14 protein-coding genes, 1 tRNA gene and 1 pseudogene are annotated in these 18,036 nt (G+C 62.5%); 13 read left to right on the top strand and 3 right to left on the bottom strand.

Features of this window, described 5'->3' with window-relative positions; translation table 11 throughout:
• From Q8Q83_RS09775 to hisB, 3 genes and pseudogenes are all read right to left on the bottom strand, one after another.
• Positions 1 to 97 (bottom strand): annotated as a pseudogene (locus tag Q8Q83_RS09775) (DUF2164 domain-containing protein); the annotation flags it as partial.
• Positions 98 to 736 carry an imidazole glycerol phosphate synthase subunit HisH gene (gene hisH, locus Q8Q83_RS09770; protein WP_305623258.1) on the bottom strand — a complete coding sequence of 213 codons (639 nt, stop codon included), beginning with the start codon at positions 734 to 736 and terminating at the stop codon, positions 98 to 100.
• The gene (gene hisB, locus Q8Q83_RS09765) at positions 736 to 1,329 is read right to left on the bottom strand and encodes an imidazoleglycerol-phosphate dehydratase HisB (protein ID WP_305623262.1); all 594 of its coding nucleotides are present in this window, start codon (positions 1,327 to 1,329) and stop codon (positions 736 to 738) included. Before hisB ends, hisH begins: the two co-directional genes overlap by 1 nt.
• A gap of 210 nt (positions 1,330 to 1,539) precedes the next feature.
• Between hisB and Q8Q83_RS09760 the strand changes: the two genes are divergently transcribed.
• From Q8Q83_RS09760 to Q8Q83_RS09700, 13 genes are all read left to right on the top strand, one after another.
• Entirely contained in the window at positions 1,540 to 2,643 is a 1,104-nt protein-coding gene (locus Q8Q83_RS09760; protein WP_305623256.1) for an NAD(P)/FAD-dependent oxidoreductase, read from the top strand.
• Positions 2,644 to 2,754: 111 nt separating this feature from the next.
• On the top strand, positions 2,755 to 4,989 hold the full coding sequence (locus Q8Q83_RS09755; protein WP_305623254.1) for an AsmA family protein: 2,235 nt from the start codon (positions 2,755 to 2,757) through the stop codon (positions 4,987 to 4,989).
• Positions 4,990 to 5,060: 71 nt separating this feature from the next.
• A complete protein-coding gene (mutY, locus tag Q8Q83_RS09750; RefSeq protein ID WP_305623253.1) occupies positions 5,061 to 6,128 on the top strand; it encodes an A/G-specific adenine glycosylase in 1,068 nt (355 codons plus the stop codon).
• Positions 6,125 to 6,397 carry an oxidative damage protection protein gene (locus tag Q8Q83_RS09745; protein ID WP_305623251.1) on the top strand — a complete coding sequence of 91 codons (273 nt, stop codon included), beginning with the start codon at positions 6,125 to 6,127 and terminating at the stop codon, positions 6,395 to 6,397. Before mutY ends, Q8Q83_RS09745 begins: the two co-directional genes overlap by 4 nt.
• Before the next feature lie 489 nt (positions 6,398 to 6,886).
• Positions 6,887 to 6,962, top strand: a tRNA-Phe gene (locus Q8Q83_RS09740).
• A gap of 120 nt (positions 6,963 to 7,082) precedes the next feature.
• Complete coding sequence (locus tag Q8Q83_RS09735) at positions 7,083 to 7,340, top strand: hypothetical protein (RefSeq protein ID WP_305623249.1); 258 nt, start codon at positions 7,083 to 7,085, stop codon at positions 7,338 to 7,340.
• Between the two features lie 19 nt (positions 7,341 to 7,359).
• Complete coding sequence (locus tag Q8Q83_RS09730; protein WP_305623247.1) at positions 7,360 to 8,871, top strand: type I restriction-modification system subunit M; 1,512 nt, start codon at positions 7,360 to 7,362, stop codon at positions 8,869 to 8,871.
• Positions 8,864 to 10,111 (top strand): restriction endonuclease subunit S, encoded by a 1,248-nt coding sequence (locus tag Q8Q83_RS09725; protein WP_305623245.1) that lies wholly within the window; start codon positions 8,864 to 8,866, stop codon positions 10,109 to 10,111. The genes Q8Q83_RS09730 and Q8Q83_RS09725 overlap by 8 nt, the downstream gene beginning before the upstream one ends.
• 78 nt (positions 10,112 to 10,189) lie before the next feature.
• Positions 10,190 to 10,996, top strand: a complete 807-nt coding sequence (locus Q8Q83_RS09720; RefSeq protein WP_371132391.1) for a YecA family protein — start codon at positions 10,190 to 10,192, stop codon at positions 10,994 to 10,996.
• Positions 10,997 to 11,339: 343 nt separating this feature from the next.
• Positions 11,340 to 13,259 (top strand): ATP-binding protein, encoded by a 1,920-nt coding sequence (locus tag Q8Q83_RS09715; RefSeq protein ID WP_305623260.1) that lies wholly within the window; start codon positions 11,340 to 11,342, stop codon positions 13,257 to 13,259.
• Positions 13,256 to 16,531 (top strand): type I restriction endonuclease subunit R, encoded by a 3,276-nt coding sequence (locus tag Q8Q83_RS09710; RefSeq protein WP_305623241.1) that lies wholly within the window; start codon positions 13,256 to 13,258, stop codon positions 16,529 to 16,531. The genes Q8Q83_RS09715 and Q8Q83_RS09710 overlap by 4 nt, the downstream gene beginning before the upstream one ends.
• On the top strand, positions 16,531 to 17,259 hold the full coding sequence (locus Q8Q83_RS09705) for a M48 family metallopeptidase (RefSeq protein ID WP_305623240.1): 729 nt from the start codon (positions 16,531 to 16,533) through the stop codon (positions 17,257 to 17,259). Before Q8Q83_RS09710 ends, Q8Q83_RS09705 begins: the two co-directional genes overlap by 1 nt.
• A gap of 176 nt (positions 17,260 to 17,435) precedes the next feature.
• Positions 17,436 to 18,036: ATP-binding cassette domain-containing protein (locus Q8Q83_RS09700; RefSeq protein ID WP_305623238.1), on the top strand; the 601-nt coding region annotated here is incomplete at its 3' end.

The raw sequence follows: 18,036 nt of genomic DNA, 5'->3' as shown, positions 1-18,036 counted from the left end.
CGAAGCGATCTTCCATGAAGCGTTTGATCTTGTGATTGGCCTCGTTCTCCTGTTCGGGAGTGAGGGTCAGGATCGGCGGCTTCTTCTTGGCAGCCATTTACCAGCGACCATCCCACGCGGCGAAGTTCTGCAGCAATTGCAGGCCATGGGTATGGCTCTTCTCCGGGTGGAACTGCACGGCGAAGCGCGAGCCTTCGGCCAGCGCCGCGGCGAAATCCTTGCCGTAGTGGCCGCGACCGACCACCTGGCGCGGGTTGCCGGCCTCGATGTAATAGCTGTGCACGAAGTAGAAGCGCGCCAGGTCCGGAATATTGTGCCAAAGCGGGTGCGCCACGCTCTGCTGCACCTCGTTCCAGCCCATATGCGGAACCTTCAGCGGCTCGCCGTCCTCGACCATGCCCTTGCCGAAGAAGCGCACCTGGCCGGGGAACAGGCCGATGCAGTCGACGCCATCGTTCTCCTCGCTGCGCTCCAGCAGCGCCTGCATGCCCACGCAGATGCCGAGGAAGGGACGATCCTGGCTGACTTCGCGCACCAGCTCATCGAAACCCAGGCGCTTGATCTCGGCCATGCAATCGCGGATCGCGCCGACCCCGGGAAACACCACGCGGTCCGCCTCGCGGATCACCTGGGCGTCGCTGGTCACCAGCACCTTGCCGGCCCCCACATGCTCGAGGGCCTTGGCCACCGAGTGCAGGTTGCCCATGCCGTAGTCGATTACTGCAACCGTTTGCATCAAAGCACGCCCTTGGTCGACGGCATCTGCCCGGCCATGCGCGGGTCCAACTCGACCGCCATGCGCAGGGCACGACCGAAGGCCTTGAACACCGTCTCGATCTGGTGGTGGGTGTTGTGCCCGCGCAGGTTGTCGATATGGAGGCTGACCAGGGCGTGGTTGACGAAGCCCTGGAAGAACTCCTGGAACAGGTCCACGTCGAAGCCGCCGACCACCGCGCGGGTGAAGGGCACGTGCATCTGCAGGCCGGGACGGCCGGAGAAGTCAATCACCACCCGCGACAGCGCTTCGTCCAGCGGCACATAGGCATGACCGTAACGGGTCATGCCTTTCTTGTCGCCGATGGCCTTGGTGAACGCCTGGCCGAGGGTGATGCCGACGTCCTCGACTGTGTGGTGGTCATCGATATGCAGGTCGCCCTGGCACTGGATATCCAGGTCGATCAGGCCGTGACGGGCGATCTGATCGAGCATGTGCTCGAGGAACGGCACGCCAATATCGAACTTGGCCTTGCCCGTGCCATCCAGGTTGATCGAGACCTTGATCTGGGTCTCCAGGGTATTGCGCTCGACGGATGCCGTACGTTCGGCCATCACCAGCTCCAGAAATTGCCCACGGAAAAAGGCTGGCATTATAGGCGGGCCTTAGCCTGGGCGGCTACCAGCGGCGGTCGGATGGCGGACTATCGAGCATCACCGCGACGTTCATGGATACCTCGGGGTTCTTGTTATCCTGCTCAGCCTAACGCCGACTCCAGCAGCGAGCGGCAACCCAACCCGCCAATCAACAGCAGCGAAAACGCCATGGACAGTATCGACACCCTGATTATCGGCGCCGGCGCCCTCGGCCTGGCCTGCGCCGCACGCCTGGCCAAGCCGCAGCAGAGCACCCTGATAGTCGAGGCGGAGAGCCTGATCGGCAGCCATACCTCCAGCCGCAACTCCGAGGTGATTCACGCCGGCATCTACTACGCGCCCGGCTCGCTGAAGGCCGAGCTGTGCCTGGAAGGCCGCGAGCGCCTATATGCCTGGTGCCGCGAGCATCGGGTGGCGCACCAGCAGATCGGCAAACTGCTGGTGGCGGTGGAAGCGGCGGAAATCGCCAAGCTCGAACAACTGCAGCGCAACGCCCAGGCCTGCGGCGTGCATGACCTGCAGCCTATCGGGCAGAAACGCCTGAGTGAACTGGAGCCCGCCGTGCGCGGAGTCGCCGCCCTGCTCTCGCCCAGCACCGGGATAATCGACAGCCACGCCTACCTGCAATCGCTGCTGGCGGCAGCGGAAAATCAGGGCGCGCAACTGGTGTTGCAGACCCGCGTCGAACGGCTGCAGCACGACGGCGACGGCTGGATTGCCAGCGGCAGCAGCGGCGACGAACCCTTCCAGCTGAAGGCCCAGCGGGTGATCAATGCCGGCGGCTTATTCGCCCAACAGCTGGCCAATCGCACCCAAGGACTGCAGGGCGTGCCCGCGCTGCATCTATGCCAGGGCCGTTACTTCAGCTACGGCGGCCGCTCGCCCTTTCAGCACCTGATCTACCCGATGCCGGAGGCCAATACCGCCGGCCTGGGCATTCACGCCACCCTGGATCTCGGCGGCCAGCTGCGCTTCGGCCCGGACATCCAGTACCTCGAGCGGATCGACTACCGGGTCGACGAACAGCTGCGCGAGCCGTTCGCCACGGCCATTCGCCGTTACTTCCCCGGGCTCGACAGCGCGCGCCTGGTACCCGGCTATAGCGGCATCCGGCCGAAACTCGCAGGCCCCGGGGAACCGGCCGCCGACTTCCTGATCCAAACGGTCGGCGACCACGGCCTGCCAGGCCTGGTCAATCTGTTCGGCATCGAATCGCCCGGGCTCACCGCCAGTCTGGCGATTGCCGAACGCGTGGCCCGCGGGCTGGAGTAACCCGCGGGTTGGCAAAATCGGCGCGCAACCCGGTCTAATAACAGCGTCGGCGCTATACTCGCCGGCTCAATCGCAGCTCTTCAATTCCAGTTCCGCAACAAGGATTCGCACATGAAAGCGCTCGGCAAAATCCTCGCCCTGTTTTTCCTCGGGCTGCTGCTGCTCATAGTGGCACTGGGCTTCGCCCTGACCCATCTGTTCGATCCCAACGATTACAAAGACGAAATCCGCCAGCTGGCCCGCGACAAGGCCAACCTGGAGCTGACCCTGAATGGCGATATCGGCTGGAGCCTGTTCCCCTGGCTCGGCCTGGAGCTGACCGACGCCACCCTGGCCAGCGCCAGCAGCCCCGACCAGCCCTTCGCCGACCTGCGCCTGCTCGGCCTGTCGGTGCGCGTGTTGCCGCTGCTGCGCAAACAAGTGCAGATGAGCGATATCCGCATCGACGGCCTCAACCTCAAGCTACAGCGCGACGCCAAGGGTCGCAGCAACTGGGAAGATATCGGCCGCCCGGCGCCAGTCGCGGCAGCAACCGCCACTCCCCAGACCAGCCAGCCGACCGCCGCGCCGGCGGATAGCGCAGCGAGCGACAACCGCGCAAGCGCTCAGCCGCTCAAACTGGATATCGACAGCCTGATAGTCAACAGCGCGCGCATCGACTACCACGACCTGCAGAAAGGCCAGCAATTCAGCGCCGAGAGCATCCAGCTGACCACCGGCGCGATCCGCGAAGGCGCCGCCATCCCGCTCAAGCTCAGCGCCTTCTTCGGCACCAACAAGCCGGTGCTGCGCGCCCGCAGCGAACTGCAGGGCGAGCTGCGCTTCGACCGTGCACTCAAGCGCTACCAGCTGGAAGACGCCAAGCTGTCCGGCGAAGTGTCCGGCGAACCCTTCGCCGGCCAGACCCTGACCTTCGGCGCCCAGGGCCAGCTGCTGGTCGACCTGGCCGCCCAGGTGGCCGAGTGGAACGGCCTGAAGCTCTCCGCCAACCAGCTGCGCGCCCTCGGCGAATTGAAGGTCCGCGACCTGAACAGCCAGCCCAAGCTCAGCGGCGGCCTGTCCATCGCCCCGCTCAACCTGCGCGAATTCCTCGCCACCATAGGCCAGAAACTGCCGCCGCTGCGCGACGAGAAAAGCCTCGGCCAGTTCGAACTGGTCACCCGCCTGAGCGGCACCGCCACCAGCCTGAACCTCGACGAACTGCAGGTGAAACTCGACGACAGCCGCTTCAACGGCCAGATCGCCATCGCCGACTTCGCCAAGCGAGCCCTGCGCGTGCAGCTCAAGGGCGATAAATTGGACCTCGACCGCTACCTGCCGGCGAAAACCCAGGAGCGCAAGGACGCCAGCGCCGCGCGCACCGCCGAGGTCAAGGCAAGCGTGGCCAGCGCCGGGCAAAGCGGCAGCACGCCGCTGCCCAATGCACCGACCCAGCAAGCCTGGAGCAGCGCACCCGCGTTGCCGATCGAGCTGCTGCGCACACTCGACCTGCAGCTGGGCCTCAACCTCGACCAGCTCAGCGTCCAGCAGCAGGCCATCGCCAACTTCAAGCTCCAGGCGCACAGCCTGGCCGGCCTGCTGACCCTGGAAGACTTGCGCGGCAACCTGGGCAGTGGCAGCTTCGCGGCCCAGGCGACTGTCGATGTACGCCCCGCCGTGCCGCTGCTCAAGGTGCAGAAGACCCTCAATGGCATCGCCGTCGAACCCTTCCTGAAGAAACCCGATCAGCCTTCGCCGCTCAAGGGCCTGCTGGACCTCAAGGCCGACCTGAGCACCAGCGGCAACAGCCAGCAAGCCTGGGTCGACGGCCTCAACGGCAACGCCAGCTTTAGCCTGAATGACGGCGTGCTGGTGGATGCCAACCTCGAACAGCAACTCTGCCGCGGCATCGCCACCCTCAACCGCAAAGTCCTGAGCAGCGAGCCGCGCGGCAAGGACACGCCCTTCGACAGCCTGCAAGGCAGCCTGACCCTGCGCAATGGCGTGGCCCACAACCCGGATCTGCAGGTGCGCCTGCCTGGCCTAGCGGTCAACGGCAATGGCGACCTCGACCTGCGCATCCTCGGCCTGGACTACCGCGCCGGCATCACCCTCACCGGCGACCAGCGCGAAATGCCCGACCCGGCCTGCCAGGTCAATGAACGCTACGCCGACATCGAGTGGCCGCTGCGCTGCCGCGGCCCGCTGGAAATGGGCGCCAAGGCCTGCCGCCTGGATCAGGACGGCATGGGCAAGGTGACGGCCAAACTGGCCGGCAAGAAGATCAGCGAGAAGCTCGAGGAAAAACTCGGCGACAAGGTCAGCCCCGAGCTGAAAGACGCCCTCAAAGGTCTGTTCAACCAATGAGTCTCGAGCAGCTCAGTAGATACTCAAGGTTAGAGCCTCTGAAAGACGGCCAGCAGGGGCCTGTTCAACCAATGAGTCCCGAGCAATTCGCCAGCGCGGTACTCGACTGGTACGACCGCCACGGGCGCAAGGACCTGCCCTGGCAACAGGGCATCACCCCGTATCGGGTGTGGGTCTCGGAAATCATGCTGCAGCAGACCCAGGTCAGCACGGTGCTGGGCTATTTCGACCGCTTTATGGCCGCACTGCCAACGGTTCAAGACCTGGCCCAGGCGCCGGAAGACGAAGTGCTGCATCTATGGACCGGGCTGGGCTACTACACCCGCGCGCGCAACCTGCAGAAGACCGCGCAGATCGTCATGCGCGAGCATGGCGGCGAGTTTCCCCGCGATGTCGAGCAACTCACCGAACTGCCCGGCATCGGCCGCTCCACCGCCGGCGCCATCGCCAGCCTGAGCATGGGCCTGCGCGCGCCCATCCTCGACGGCAACGTCAAACGGGTGCTGGCGCGCTATGTGGCCCAGGAGGGCTACCCGGGCGAGCCGAAAGTGGCCAAGCAGCTGTGGACGGTCGCCGAGCGCTTTACCCCGCAGGCACGGGCGAACCACTACACCCAGGCGATGATGGACCTCGGCGCCACCCTCTGCACCCGCAGCAAACCCAGCTGCCTGCTCTGCCCGCTGCAGAGCGGCTGTCAGGCGCACCTGCTCGGCCTGGAGATCCGCTACCCGATCGCCAAACCGCGCAAGGCGCTGCCGCAGAAGCGCACCCTGATGCCGATCTTCACCAGCCGCGCCGGCGAGGTGCTGCTCTACCGCCGCCCCTCCAGCGGCCTCTGGGGCGGCCTGTGGAGCCTGCCGGAACTGGACGACCTGCAGGGGCTGGACAACCTCGCCAGCCGCCACGGCCTGCAACTGGGCGCACGCCAAGCGCAAGCCGAACTGACCCATACCTTCAGCCACTTCCAGCTAGCCATCGAACCCTGGCTGATCCAAGTCGAGGCCGCGCCAACCGGCGTGGCCGAGGCCGACTGGCTCTGGTATAACCTCGCCACCCCGCCGCGCCTGGGCCTCGCCGCCCCGGTGAAGAAGCTACTGAAACGCGCGGCCGACGCCATCAAAGCAGGAGAGCAGCCATGACCCGCACCGTACTGTGCCGCAAGCACAAACAGGAACTTCCCGGCCTGGACCGCCCGCCTTATCCAGGCGTCAAAGGCGAGGACATCTTCAACAACGTCTCCAAGCAAGCCTGGGACGAATGGCAGAAACACCAGACCCTGCTGATCAACGAACGCCGCCTGAACATGATGAACGCCGAGGACCGCAAGTTCCTCCAAGCCGAGATGGACAAGTTCCTCTCCGGCGAGGAATACGCCCAGGCCGAAGGCTATATAGCCCCCAGCGAATAAGCGGGTTTTCGATTCGGCTCCCGCCCCGGATTGCATCCGGGCTACAAAAGCAAAATCGCGGCCGCGACGCAGTCCGTAGCCCGGATGAAATCCGGGGGCTGCAACCCCCTCACCGCTATCGCCAGGTAACCGCCTGGCAATGACCGGCTCCAGTTTTTCACCAGCAGCATGTAGGTTGGGTTGAGGAGCGCAGCGACGAAGCCCAACGGCGATGGCCAGGACGCCGTCATCGATGTCAGCCTTGTTGGGCTTCGCACAGCTCAGCCCAACCTACGATTCGCGGCCGGCCAGCCGGCAACCAGGAACAAAGCCCATAGCCCAACTAAGCCTTGGCGCAATCCGGGATTGCGCCGCCCAGGATTGCGTTGCGCGGCTACACGGCACCACCGCCAGATTCCCTACCTGAACCTAAGCGCCCGTATTAATTAAATATTTTTCAAACTCACGCTTGACACCCACCCTTCAAATCCGTCTAATAGCGCCCCGTTGGCCCAGGTAGCTCAGTCGGTAGAGCAGGGGATTGAAAATCCCCGTGTCGGCGGTTCGATTCCGTCCCTGGGCACCATACAAAGCGAACAAAGGCTCACAGCAATGTGGGCCTTTTTTCTATCTGCAGGAAAAGCTGGCGACTCCGCTCGCCGTGCGCCATGTTCAGCACCGTCAGCCAACAGGGACGCCCGCTGCCATGCACGACCCGATTCTCCTCAGCTCCACTAACGGCCAAGCCGCGCTGCAACAGCGTGCCAGCAACGCCAACGCCAGGGCGAACCAGTCGGCAATTGCCAAGCGTTTTGCCAGCAGCAAGCCGCTTATCCGCAGCATTCCTGAACAAGGCGCACCAAGCCCGGCAACTATCAAGCAATCCTTGACAGTTCACACCGAGGGCGGCCGTCAGCTCAAACGCTGCATCCAGCGCCACACGCCCCTCGTCCGCCAACCCTGATTCAGCCGAGAAGAAGCCCATGAGCCATAGCCCCATCAGCCAGGACGAAATCAACGCCATCATCTGGAAGTCCTGCGACACCTTCCGCGGCAGCGTGGATGCCAGCGACTACAAGAACTACGTGCTGACCATGCTGTTCTTGAAGTACCTGAGCGACGTCTGGCAGGACCACCATGAGGGTTACGTCGCCAAGTACGGCAACGAGCCGGCGCTGATCGCCGCCATGATGAAGACCGAGCGCTTTGTGCTGCCCGAGTCGGCCAACTTCTACAGCCTGCATGACAAACGCCACCTGCCCGGCAACGGCGAGCGCATCGACGAAGCCCTGCACGCCATCGAAGACGCCAACAGCGCCAAGCTGCGCGGCGTGTTTCAGGACATCAGCTTTAACGCCAACAAGCTCGGCGAAGAAAAAAGCAAAAACAACCTGCTGCGCCACCTGCTGGAAGACTTCGCCCAGGCGAATATGAACCTGCGCCCCTCGCGCATCGGCAGCCAGGACATTATCGGCAACGCCTACGAATTCCTGATTTCGCGCTTCGCCGCCGGTGCCGGCAAGACCGCCGGCGAGTTCTACACCCCGGCCCAGGTCAGCGACCTGCTGGCCGAACTGCTCGACCCGCAACCCGGCGAGCAGATCTGCGACCCGGCCTGCGGCTCGGCATCGCTGCTGATGAAATGCGGGCGCAAGGTGCTGGAGAAGACCGGCTCGCGCAACTACGCCCTGTTCGGCCAGGAATCCATAGGTGCCACCTGGGCCCTGGCCAAGATGAACCTGTTCCTGCATGGCGAGGAAAACCACGACCTGCGCTGGGGCGACAGCATCCGCCACCCACAACTGCTGGACGCCAGCGGCGGCCTGATGCACTTCGACGTGGTCACCGCCAACCCGCCCTTCTCCCTGGAGAAATGGGGTATCGAACAGGCCGAGAACGATAAATACGGCCGTTTCCAGCGCGGCATCCCGCCCAAGACCAAGGGCGACTACGCCTTTATCCTGCATATGATCGAGACGCTAAAGCCGGGCAGCGGGCGCATGGGCGTGGTGGTGCCCCACGGCGTGCTGTTCCGTGGCGGCAGCGAAGGCAAGATCCGCCAGGCGCTGATCGAGGAAAACCTGCTGGACGCGGTAATCGGCCTGCCGGAAAAGCTGTTTTTCGGCACCGGCATCCCGGCGGCGATTCTGCTGTTCCGCAAAACCAAAAGCAGCGAGGACGTGATCTTTATCGACGCCTCCCGCGATTTTCTCTCCGGCAAAAACCAGAACCAGATCGGCCCGCAGCAACTGCAGCGCATCGTCAGCGCCTACCGCGCCCGCCAGCATCAGAGCCGTTACGCCGAATGCGTCAGCCTGCAGGCCATCCGCGATAACGACTACAACCTGAATATCCCGCGCTATGTGGACACCTTCGAGGCCGAGGACGAGATTGACCTGCTGGCGATCAAGGCCGAGCGCGAAGTGCTGGAGCGGGAGCTGCTGGAGTTAAAGAGGCAGATGGATGGGTATTTGCGGGAGTTGGGTTATGAATGAGACTGTAAAACTATCTGAAATCGCGACCATTCATCACGGCTATGCTTTCGAAGGTCAGTTCTTTACTGACCAAGAAACACCTCACGCATTACTAACCCCTGGTAATTTCCACGTTGAAAAACGGCTTTACTTCGGAAAAAATACAAAGTACTACAACGGCCCAATCCCCGAAGACTACATACTAGAAAACGGCGACCTACTTGTTGTAATGACCGACCTTACAAAAGACATGGCCATATTAGGAACAGCCGTAATTTTAGAATCAGATAAAACAGTCCTCCACAACCAGCGAATCGGAAAAGTAAAACTCAAAAGAACAGACATATCCAAACAATATTTGTGCTATCTACTTAATTCAGAAGACGTACTTAAAGAAATAAAATCCACAGCTTCAGGTACGACTGTAAGACATACGTCACCATCCAGAATACTAAACAACACCGTCAGCCTTCCAACATGGTCAGAACAAACCAAGATCGCCCAAATCCTTTCCACCTGGGACAAAGCCATCGCCACCACCGAGCGCCTGCTTGCCAATAGCCAGCAGCAGAAGCAGGCATTGATGCAGCAGTTGCTGACCGGCACAGTGCGATTCCCGAATGCAGAGAGCGAATGGTACGAAGTTGAGATAGGTAACATCATCAAGGAAGTTAAACGTCCAGTTGCATGGGATGACGACGCTCAATATCGACTTCTAAGCGTTAAACGGCGCGCAGAAGGTGTTGTTCTTCGAGAGGTTCTAGCTGGCAGCCAGATACTGACAAAGAAAATGAATACAGCCCGAGCAGGCGATTTCCTGATATCAAAAATGCAAGTCACCCATGGCGCCATGGGGCTGGTTACTGACGAGTTTGATAACCACCATATTTCAGACTCATATATCGCAGTGATAGCGAAAGACACTACGAAGCTAGATATCAATTTCTTCAGCTGGCTCGGCAGAACGAAAGCATTGTGGCGCTTGGCTTTTCTATCTAGCTACGGCGTGCACATTGAAAAACTGACGTTTAATTTTTCCTTGTTCTTAAAAGAGAAAATCTGCATACCTACCAGCCTTGCCGAACAACAAAAAATCGCCCAGGTACTCTCCACTGCCGACGCCGAAATCACCAATCTGCAAGCCCAACTGGCCAAGCTCAAACTGGAGAAAAAGGCCCTGATGCAACAGCTGCTCACCGGCCAGCGTCGGGTCAAGCTGGACGACGAGGTGGAGGAAACCCAGATCCGTAGGGTGGGTTAGGCGCGAACCACGGCCAGCCAGACGGCAAAAAACCTGACCGCGCCGTAACCCACCATTGCGCTCTACCGACAAACCGCCATGGTGGGTTACGCCGCCATCGGGTCTGGCGTTGTATGGTCAACCTCCTTTGGGCGCCTAACCCACCCTACGCCCCTGCCAATAGCCACGACCCGCGCCGCTAACCCACCGGCGTCGATTCAAACCGAACCACGAGACCCCTGCATGAACTGCGACCCGCTAAGCGAAGCCGAACTGGATTTTCTCGAGAGCATCCTGCTCAAGTACGGCAACGACGACTCGATACTGAATGTCTGCGAGCTGGACGGTTTTTTCATCGCCCTGATCTCCGGCCCCGAGATACTGCCGCCCAGCCGCTGGCTACCGGAGCTATGGGCCGGCGAGCTGCCCGAGCTGGATTGGGCAAGCGCCGAGATGCAACGCTTTATGGCCCTGCTGCTCCAGCATATGAATAACTGCGTGATGACGCTGATGGAGTACCCCGACGAGTTCAGGGCGATGTTCCATGAGCGGCAACAGGAAGGCGAAACCATCACCATCGTCGAGGAGTGGTGCTTCGGCTATATGCGCGGCGTAGCCCTGGGCCAGTGGCCGGAGATGCCCGACGCCCAAGCCGAACACCTGGCGGCCATTGACCTGCACGGCAACGAGGGCTTCTTCCCGCTGCTGGAGCAAATGACTCCCGCCCAACACCAGCAGTCCGTGCTGGAGATCGAGCCCGCCGCCCTCGCCCTGCATGAGTACTGGCTAGAAAATCGTCCGCCGCAACGCCCGAACACACCACTGCGCGCCGCCGCCACACCCGGGCGCAACGAGCCCTGCCCCTGCGGCAGCGGGAAAAAATTCAAACAGTGCTGCCTGCATTGACCGCCGCAGCAAAATGTAGGGTGGGTTAGGCGCGGGCTACGGTCGAGCCGGCAACACCGTCGCCAACCACGCCGTAACCCACCAGGGCGGCCGACCGGCAAACCGCAATGGTGGGTTACGCGGCGCTCAACGTCTGCGGCGCGGCCAACCATCACGCCCTGCGCCGCTAACCCACCCTACGGGTGCCGCAACGCCGCCAGACTCGGCGCTCGCTGATGGCCTCTGGTATCGTCTGCCAATCGCCCCCGCAAGGAAGCCCCATGCAGCTCGCCAGCGTTCAGCAACAACACAGCGCCCAACAGCCAGCGGCCCGCACACAAGCCAATGGAGGCATCCTGTGCTGATGCAGCCCATTGAATCCCTGTTGGCGGAACTGCGCGCCCTCGACGAACACCCGCGCATCGAAGCCAAGCGCGCCACGCAGGTTGGCAGTTCGCTGATGCAAAGCATCTGTGCCTTCGCCAACGAGCCGGGGCTGGGTGGCGGCTACCTGCTGCTCGGGGTGTGCGAGCCGGACGAACAACACGCGGAGTTCTGGCCGGAAGGCGTGGCCGATATCGACAAGCTGCTGAACGAGATACAGGGCAACTGCCGCGAGCAATTCGAAACGCCTATCCCGGTGCACAGCCAAACCGCGGTACTGGAAGGCCAGCGGGTTGTCGCCGTGTATGTGCCGGAGCTGGATGCGGCGGCCAAACCCTGCGTATTCAAGGGTAAGTTCGACAGCAAGAACAAGCGCAAGACCGGCGTCTGGCGGCGCGGGCTGAACGGCGATTACGAGTGTTCGCAGCTGGAGCTGGAGCCGCTGCTGCTGGCCAAATCCGGCCTGAGCTTTGAGCAGGTGATACTGCCGGACGCCGAGTGGGATGACCTGGACGCCAGCGTCATCGCCCTGTATCGCCAGCTACGCAGTAGAGTTCGCCCCCAGGCGGAAGAACTGCTGGCCAGCGACGAAGAGATGCTGCGCGCCCTCAATCTGGTCAAACGTAGCGCTGGCCGCCTGCGGCCAAACGTGGCCGGCCTGCTGTTGTTCGGCAAGCCGTTGGCCCTGCGCCGCCTGCTGCCCGCCGTGCGGGTCGACTATGTACGCATCAGCGGCACGCAATGGGTCGAGAACCCCGAGCAGCGCTTCGCCACCACCCAGGACTTTCGCGAGCCGCTGATCCGTTTGCTCGCCCGTCTGGAAGCCACCATTCTGGATGATATGCCACGGCACTTCCGCCTGCGTGAAGGTGACACCCAGCGCTCCGATCAGCCCCTGCTGCCGCAGAAGGTGATTCGCGAAGCGGTGGTCAACGCCCTGATGCACCGGGATTACCAGGTCAATCAACCGACCCTGGTGGTGCGCTACAGCAATCGCCTGGAAATCCGTAATGCCGGCTACTCACTCAAACCCACGGCTCTGCTCGGAGAAATGGGTTCGTTATTGCGCAATCCAGTACTGGCCAGCGTGCTGTATGACCTGGACTTTGCCGAAACCAAGGGTACGGGCATTCGCACCATGCGCCGCCTGCTGCAGGAGCTGGGGCTGACCGCACCGGTATTCAGCAGCCAGCAACTGGAAAACCAGTTCACCGCCGTGTATCTGCTGCATCAATTGCTAGGCGAGGAACAATTGCGCTGGCTGCAGCAGTTCAGCCATTTGCACCTGAGTGAGGACGAGGCCAAGGCGCTGATCCTGGCAGCGGAAACCGGCGCAGTGGATAACGCGGCGTTACGCGCCATCAGCGACCTGGATACGCTGGCAGCCAGCCAGACCTTGGGCCGACTGCACCATCAGCGCCAGTTGCTGGTAAAAGGCGGCGCGGGGCCGGCGACCTACTACCAGCTTGCCGAGCTGCCTGGTCTGCCGCTGTTCCAGACAGAGCCGGCCGATGCAGGCGAGCACGAGGCAAATACGGGTGACCTCGGCGCAAATACAGGTGACCCCGACGCAAATACGGGTGACCTCGGCGCAAATACAGGTGACCTGCCCGAGCCGCTGAGTGCTGCGCTGGCGGCGCTTTCGCCCAAAGCGCGCCAGGACAAGCTGTGGCCGCTGATCCTCTGGCTATGCGCCCTGCACCCGCAGCGCGCCGAACAACTGGCAAACAGCCTGGGGCGGCAGGTGAAAACCTTGAAGAGCAGCCATTTGAACCCGCTGCGCGAGCAGCAAGGCCTGCTGCAATACCTGCACCCCGAAGTAATCAACCACCCGCAACAAGCCTATGTGACCAGCGCAGCCGGTCGCCTGTGGCTCGCCGAACAAGGAATAGTGCTGTGACCGCCCAGCCCCGCTTCCAGGACCCCAAGTTCCAAGAAGAGTACAGCGCCAAGATTCCCGCCCTGGCCCTGCTGGCCAACCTGGGCTTTATCTACCTGAGCCCGAGCCAGGCGCTGGAGCTGCGTGGCAGCAAGGAGCGCGTAGTGCTGGCCCCAGTGCTGCGCGCCGAGTTGGGCAAACGGCGCTTTTTCAGCAATGGCGTGGAACACGGCCTGAGCGAGGCGGCGCTGAACAAGCTGGTCAGCGAGATCAGCCACCCTCCGCTGAACGAGGGTTTGCAGGCGGCCAACCAGCGCCTGTCCGATCAGTTGTTGTATGGGGTGAGCGTTGGCGACTTCGTGGCCGGCGGCAAGGTCAACCCGACCATCCCGTTGATCGACTGGCAAACGCCTGCCAATAACAGCTTCCATCTGACCGAGGAGCTGGGCGTGGGCTGCGCCAGCGGTATCGGCCAGCGCATCCCGGATATCGTGCTGTATGTGAACGGCCTGCCGCTGGTGGTGATCGAGGCCAAGCGCCCGGACGCAGGCGGCGGCAAGGACCTGATCAAGCAGGGCATCTCGCAGATGCGGCGCAACCAGCGCGCGGATGAAATCCCCCTGCTGTTCGCCTTTAGCCAGCTGCTGCTGGTGGTCGATGGCAGCGGCGGGCGTTACGGCACCGTGGGCACCACCGAGAAGTTCTGGGCGGCCTGGCGTGAGGAAGAGATCGGCGAGGTGGAGTTCGCCGAGCTAAAGAATCGCCCTCTGGACGCAGGCCAAGAGCAGGCGATTTTCGCCCAGCGCCCCGCCGCCAGCCTGGCCTGGTACCGCAGCTGGCTGGCCGGCGGGCTGGTCGCCAGCCAGCAGGACAAGCTGCTGGCCAGCCTGTGCCGGCCGGACCGGCTATTGGAGTTGGTGCGCTTCTATACCTACAGCGACAACAAGCACGGCAAGATAGTCGCGCGTTACCAGCAGGTGTTCGGCATCCGCGCGCTGATTGCGCGCATCCAGCAGCGCGACGTGCGCGGCGCACGCCAAGGCGGGGTGATCTGGCACACCACCGGCTCGGGCAAGTCGATCACCATGCTGCTGCTTTCCAAGGCACTGATCTTCCACCCAGACCTGCAAAATTGCCGGGTGCTGGTGATCACCGACCGCACCGATCTGGAAGCTCAGCTGAGCAAGACTTTCGCCAGCGCCGGGGTGCTCACCGAACGCGACCAGCAGGAGGCGCTGAGCCAGTCCGGCCGCCATCTGGCGCAGCAGATCGGCAAGGGTTCGGCGCGGGTGATGTTCAGCCTGATCCAGAAATTCAATTCGGCGGCCAAGCTGCCGGAATGCCGCAACGACAGCAGCAACTTTATCGTGCTGGTGGACGAGGGCCACCGCTCCCAGGGCGGCGAAAACCATGTACAGATGCGCCTGGCGCTGCCCAATGCGGCCTTCGTCGCCTTTACCGGCACACCGCTGCTGCAGAACGAGAAGACCCAGAACAAGTTCGGCCCCATCGTGCATGCCTACACCATGCAGCGCGCCGTGGAAGACGGCACGGTAACCCCGCTGCTGTACGAGGAGCGGCGCCTGGAGCTGGATGTGAACGACCGCGCCATCGACAGCTGGTTCGAGCGCAGCACCAGGGGCCTGAGCGAGGCGCAGCAGGCCGACCTGAAGAAGAAATTCGCCAAGAAAGGCGAGCTGTACAAGGCCCTGGGCCGCCTGGAGCTGATCGCCCATGACATCAGCGAGCACTTCAGCAGCTCAGTGCTGGACGGCCTGAAAGGCCAGGTGGCCTGCGACAGCCGGGTGTCGGCGATTCGCCTGAAGGGCTTTCTCGACGAGATCGGCCAGGTCAGCTCGGCGCTGGTGATGTCCGCCCCGGACAGCCGCGAAGGCAATACCGACAGCGACGAGAGCAGCAAATCGGTGGTGCAGGCCTGGTGGGACAAGCATGTCGGCAAGGAAGACGGCACCGTCTACAAGCAACGGGTGATCGACGCTTTTGCCCGGGATGACGGGCCGCAGCTGCTGATCGTTATCGACCAGTTGCTGACCGGTTTCGACGAGCCGCGCAACGCGGTGCTGTATATCGACAAGAACCTCAAGCAGCACAACCTGATCCAAGCCATCGCACGGGTCAACCGCCTGCATCCGCACAAGAAGCACGGCCTGCTGATCGACTATCGCGGCATTCTCGGCGAACTGGATATCACCATCGCCCAGTACCAGGACCTGGCCACACGCACCCAGGGTGGTTACAGCATCGAGGACCTGGATGGCCTGTACAGCCCGATGAGCACCGAATACAAGAAGCTGCCGGGCCTGTACCAGCAGCTTTGGGCAATCTTCAAGGAGGTGAAGAACACCCAGGACATCGAACAGATGCTGGCGGTGCTGCTGCCGCACCTGCAGGAGGTGGACGGCGCGCGGGTGGATACGCGGCAGAAGACCCGTGACGACTTCTACGCGCTGCTCAGCGAGTTCGCCGCCTGCCTGGCGATTGCCTTGCAGTCGCAGGCGTTCTTTCTGGACAAGAGCGTGAGCGAGAGCACCCGCCGGCAGTACAAGGAGACGGTCAAGCAACTCTCCAACCTGCGCCAGCGTCTCAAGCAGGCCAGCGGCGACACCGTGGATTACGACGAGTACGCGGTGCAAGTGAAGAAGCTGATGGACAAGCATGTGCTCGGCATCCGCGTGCAGGAGCCCAAGGGCGCTTATGTGGTGGGCGATATGGGCGCGCAGCAACCCGAAAACTGGAGCGAGGAAAAGACCCGCAACGAGAAGGACATCATCCAGACGCGGGTGACCAAGGAAATCGACCAGTTGCTGGACGACCCTTATGCGCAGAAGCGCTTCTCCGAGCTGCTGCGTCAGGTGATCGCCGAGGCCGATGCGCTGTTCGATAACCCGCTCAAGCAGTTTCTGCTGTTCAAGGAATTTGGCGAGCAACTGCAGCAGCGCCAGCTCGACGAGCTGCCCGAGGCAGTACGCGGCAACCCCCATGTGCAGGCGTATTACGGTGCCTTCAAGCTGTTGCTGGATGAGCAGCGCGTAGCGTCCGAGAGCATAGATACACCGCACTGGGTGGCGCTGGCGGAACAGACCGACGCCATAGTCAGCCAGGCGGTGCGGGAGTTTTCCATCAACCCGATGAATATCGAGGCGGCCGTACGCCAGCAACTGCTGCCGCTGTACTTTATGGCGCTGAAAGCCCTGGGCCTGGGTATGGATCAGGTGCAGGCGCTGGTGGAGCAGGTGGTGCAGATCGTCCGCGCCGGAACGCGCAAAGCCTGATGGCCAGCCTGCATTACGGCGGCGAGGCGATTGCCTATCGGGTGCAGCACCTACCACGCCCGGCGCGCAAACTGACCATCAAGGTACAGCCGGATGGCCAGGTGCTGGTGCTGGCTCCGGCTGATGCCAGCGCCGAGCAGATCGCCGTCGGGGTAAACAAGCGTGCGCGCTGGATCTGGGAACAACTACAACCCATCCGCGAGCGCCTGCTGCATGTGCGCCCACGCCAGTACATCAGCGGCGAAACCCACTTCTATCTGGGCAAGCGCTACCCGCTGAAGGTTAGCGAAGACGCCTGCGCGCCGCAGCAGGTCAAACTGCTGCGCGGCATGCTGTGCATCAGCCTGCGCCAGAACCGGCCGGAGAAAGTCCGCGAGCTGTTGTTTGCCTGGTACAAGGAGCGTGCCCGCGAACAATTCCGCCGCCGCCTGGATAATCTTCTGGCCCAAACTCCATGGATAAAAAGCCCACCGCCCTTGCGCCTGCTGACTATGCAGACGCAATGGGGTAGCTGTTCACATTCCGGCACCCTGACGCTTAACCCGCATCTGGTCAAAGCACCGCCGGAGTGCATCGACTATGTATTGCTGCACGAACTTTGCCACCTGGCCGAGCACAACCACTCGGAAGCCTTCTGGCGCTTGCTGGGGCAGGTGATGCCGGACTGGCAACCGATCAAGGAACGCCTGGATGGGATGGTCGAGCTGTACCTCAACGATGTGCGCTGAGGCCAATCTTGCGTCCGCGCGACAGGCAACTGCGGCCAGGCGACACCCGTGACTCGGCAGGCCTTATATGCGCGCCAAACGGCTTGGCGGTCAGCAAAACGCTATGCTAGCTTGACCGCCTCGCCAGGAAGGCCAAGCAAACGCCTGAGCGCATTCGAACAAGAAGAGGACACCCCATGGCCGAGGCCACGCCCGCGCTGGAAATTCGCGACCTGCATAAACGCTATGGCGACCTCGAGGTGCTCAAGGGCATCTCCCTTACCGCTCGCGATGGCGATGTGATCTCCATCCTCGGCTCATCCGGCTCGGGCAAATCGACCTTTCTGCGCTGCATCAATCTGCTGGAAAACCCGCACCAGGGGCAGATCATAGTGGCCGGCGAAGAACTCAAGCTGAAGCCGGCGCGGAACGGCGATCTGGTCGCCGCCGACGGCAAGCAGATCAACCGCCTGCGCAGTGAAATCGGCTTCGTCTTCCAGAATTTCAATTTGTGGCCGCATATGAGCGTGCTCGACAACATCATCGAGGCGCCGCGCCGCGTGCTCGGCCTGAGCAAGGCCGAAGCCATCGAGCGGGCCGAGGCGCTGCTGGCCAAGGTCGGCATCGCCGACAAGCGTCACGTCTACCCCAACCAGCTTTCCGGTGGCCAGCAGCAACGCGCGGCCATTGCCCGCACCCTGGCCATGCAGCCTAAAGTGATCCTGTTCGATGAGCCGACCTCGGCGCTCGACCCGGAGATGGTACAAGAAGTGCTTAATGTGATCCGCGCGCTCGCCG

The sequence above is a fragment of the Pseudomonas sp. genome (genome assembly GCF_030696055.1).
In the GTDB taxonomy this organism is placed as follows: Bacteria; Pseudomonadota; Gammaproteobacteria; order Pseudomonadales; family Pseudomonadaceae; genus Aquipseudomonas.
This window is presented reverse-complemented; position numbering and strand designations above follow the sequence as displayed.